At 42.8% G+C, this 3,344-nt stretch carries 1 pseudogene (only partly in view); it reads left to right on the top strand.

The features are described 5' to 3' along the window. Positions 1-492 precede the first annotated feature (492 nt). Positions 493-3,344: pseudogene (gene dnaE / locus B4G94_RS19585) on the top strand (DNA polymerase III subunit alpha); its annotated part runs 1,301 nt beyond the window's last position; the annotation flags it as partial.

Genomic DNA, 3,344 nt, shown 5'->3' with positions numbered 1-3,344 from the left:
ACTTGATGTGTTTTGAAACTTAACAGTGTCCCATCTATATCAAAAAAAATCGCTTTAATCATAGAAATTGGAGTCAAATCCAAATATAATAAATAACTGGGATAGTGTCGTAGGTACAATATTAAATAGCTGTTATGATTGTGTGGGATTCAATGCTTTTTTGCCTGTTAAGCTTTTTTTGAAGTACTCTGCTTTTTTCCTAAATCTGTGAAGATGCTTAAAAGCAGTCATTCCGAATGGCTGTCAAAGGGTCTGCTCAAATAGCCGCGGGAGCCAGCGATAAGAGCTGTGGACCATTTGTGTAAATTAATTTTTAGATTGGCAAATTTGGTGATGCCAGACATCTGCGGTGGTCGATAAAAGCAGATTTTATGCTGTTATTTTTCGCAAAAATCTGACAGAATGTTCCCTAAGAATTTCGTAAATTTCAAGTTCAAATAAATGTAAATTTGATTACATTTAACGTATTGTATTAAAGAGGTTTAGAAATTTATGTATATTATTTTCGATACAGAGACAACGGGTTTGCCAAAGCGTTGGGACGCGCCAATTACGGACACGGATAATTGGCCGCGTTGTATCCAGCTGGCATGGCAGATTCACGATGAGATGGGAAATTTGGTCGNNATGACTCTGAAAAAATACACGGTATATCTACCGCATTGGCTGAAGAACAGGGGGTGCCACTACAGGTTGCTCTTGAAAAATTCAATGCAGCGTTAAATAAAGCGAAATTTGTTGTTGGGCAGAACATTGGTTTTGACCTCAATATCATGGGCTGTGAGTTCTATCGTTATAGTATGGATTCCAAAATGGCGAGTATGCCTGTTTTGGATACCTGTACCGAGGTGACTGCGGATCTGTTGAAAATTCCGGGTGGACGTGGTGGTCGGTATAAACTGCCTAATCTGACCGAATTACACTCCTATTTGTTTGGGGTTCCGTTTGCTGAGGCCCACAATGCAACGGCCGACGTTGAGGCGACAACACNNCAACACGTTGTTTTCTGGAGCTGGTCAGAAGAGAGGTCTTTACGGCCGAGGAACTTCAGGTGGATACGGGGTATTTTGTGGATTTCAAAACGAGTAATCCCGGTCCTGTTCCTACTGCTGGACTTAAACATATCAATCTTAAAGCGGCCTCTGATGAGATCAGAAAACGTGCTACGCCAGACGAAGTTAGTGTTGTCGTAGATGCAGATGCCTTATCCGCCCTTAAGGAAGCAAAATTTGCTCACTTACATAACCATTCACAGTTTTCTATTCTACAGTCGACCATGTCGTATGACAAGTTGGTTTCGGCTGCGGTCAAAGACAATATGCCTGCCGTTGCTCTTACCGATCATGGAAATATGATGGGGGCATTTGAATTTGTTTCTAGGGTCATCAGTCATAATAAAGAGGTAGAGGCACAAAATGCCGAAGCAGTCGAAAATGGGCAGGAACCTACCGGTCAGATTCTAAAACCTATTGTAGGTTGTGAATTCTTTGTTTGTGAAGACCATAAAGATAAAACCCGAAAGGATAACGGTTACCAGATTGTGCTGTTGGCAAAGAATAAACGTGGTTATCATAACCTAGCCAAGTTAGCTTCTTTTGCTTATACCGCAGGATTCTATTATGTCCCCCGCATAGACAAAAATCTCATTCTACAATATAAAGAGGATGTGATCGTACTTTCGGGAAACCTCCAGGGAGAGGTGCCTAGCAAGGTGCTAAATATTGGTGAAAATCAGGCGGAGGAAGCTTTGCAATGGTGGAAGGAACATTTTGGAGATGATTTCTATCTTGAGTTAATGCGGCATGGACAAGAAGATGAGGATAGGGTCAACCAAACTCTATTGAAGTTTGCCCGTAAATATGCTATTAAAGTTGTAGCAACCAATAATACCTATTACGAAAAGAAAGGGGATGCACACGCCCATGATATCCTGTTATGCGTGAAGGATGGCGAGAAACTTTCCACGCCCAAAGGGAGAGGGCGGGGCTTCCGGTTCGGTTTGCCCAATCAGGAGTATTATTTTAAATCTTCTGAAGAAATGAAAAGCCTGTTCAAAGATCTACCTGAAGCAATTCTCAATATACAGGAGATCGTGGATAAGGTAGAGGTCTTTAAATTGAACAGGGATGTCCTCTTGCCCAAATTTGATATACCGGAGGAATTCCAGGTTGCAGAAGATAATGAGGACGGGGGGAAAAGAGGGGAAAATAAATATCTCGCCCACTTATGTTATGTAGGTGCCGAGAAACGCTATGAGGAAATAACGGATGATATTCGAGAACGTCTGGATTTTGAATTGGCAACGATCGAAAAAACGGGATATCCGGGATACTTTTTGATTGTACAGGATTTTATTGCTGCGGCACGTGATATGGGTGTTTCTGTTGGGCCCGGTCGGGGATCTGCGGCGGGATCTGCCGTTGCGTACTGTCTGGGGATTACAAATATTGACCCCATAAAATACGATTTGCTATTTGAGCGTTTTTTAAATCCCGACCGTGTATCCATGCCTGATATTGATATTGACTTTGATGATGAGGGACGTGGACGGGTGATGCAGTATGTGATCAATAAATATGGCGCAAGTCAGGTGGCCCAGATCATTACTTACGGTACGATGGCCGCGAAGTCTTCGATTAAAGATACCGCACGTGTGCTTGACCTGCCTTTGGGCGATGCGAATGAAATAGCCAAACTGATTCCCAATCTGAAGCTTTCCAAAATCTTTACGCTGGATGAGGCAGGTCTAAAGGAAAAATTGCGAACGGAGGAGATCGAGGCGGTCAACCGGTTAAAGTCAATCGCTGACGGTGCCGGACTTGAAGCTGAGACGATCCGTCAGGCACGTGTATTGGAAGGCTCTGTCCGAAATACGGGTATTCATGCCTGTGGTGTGATCATTACACCGGATGATATTACGAATTTCGTTCCTGTTTCTTTGGCCAAGGATTCCGACCTGTATGTGACACAGTTTGATAACCACGTCGTTGAAAGTGCCGGACTGTTGAAAATGGACTTTTTGGGGTTGAAGACCCTGACGCTTATCAAGGATACTGTTGAGAACGTTAAATTAAGTCATGGTATCGTGTTAGATCCGGATAAATTTCCGATAGATGATGTGTTGACTTACGAGCTTTTCCAGCGTGGAGAAACAATCGGTGTATTCCAATATGAATCTCCGGGCATGCAAAAATATATGCGCGATCTGAAACCAACGGTATTTGCCGATTTGATTGCGATGAATGCTTTATATCGTCCGGGACCAATTGAGTATATCCCGAGTTTTATCAAGCGTAAGCATGGGATAGATCCTATTGTATATGATTTGGATGCCTGTGAGGAAT

The organism is Sphingobacterium sp. UBA7625 (genome assembly GCF_002484085.1).
GTDB classification, from domain to species: domain Bacteria; phylum Bacteroidota; class Bacteroidia; order Sphingobacteriales; family Sphingobacteriaceae; genus Sphingobacterium; species Sphingobacterium athyrii.
The sequence above is the reverse complement of the archived record's forward strand: the minus strand, read 5'-3'. Positions and strand labels throughout refer to the sequence as shown.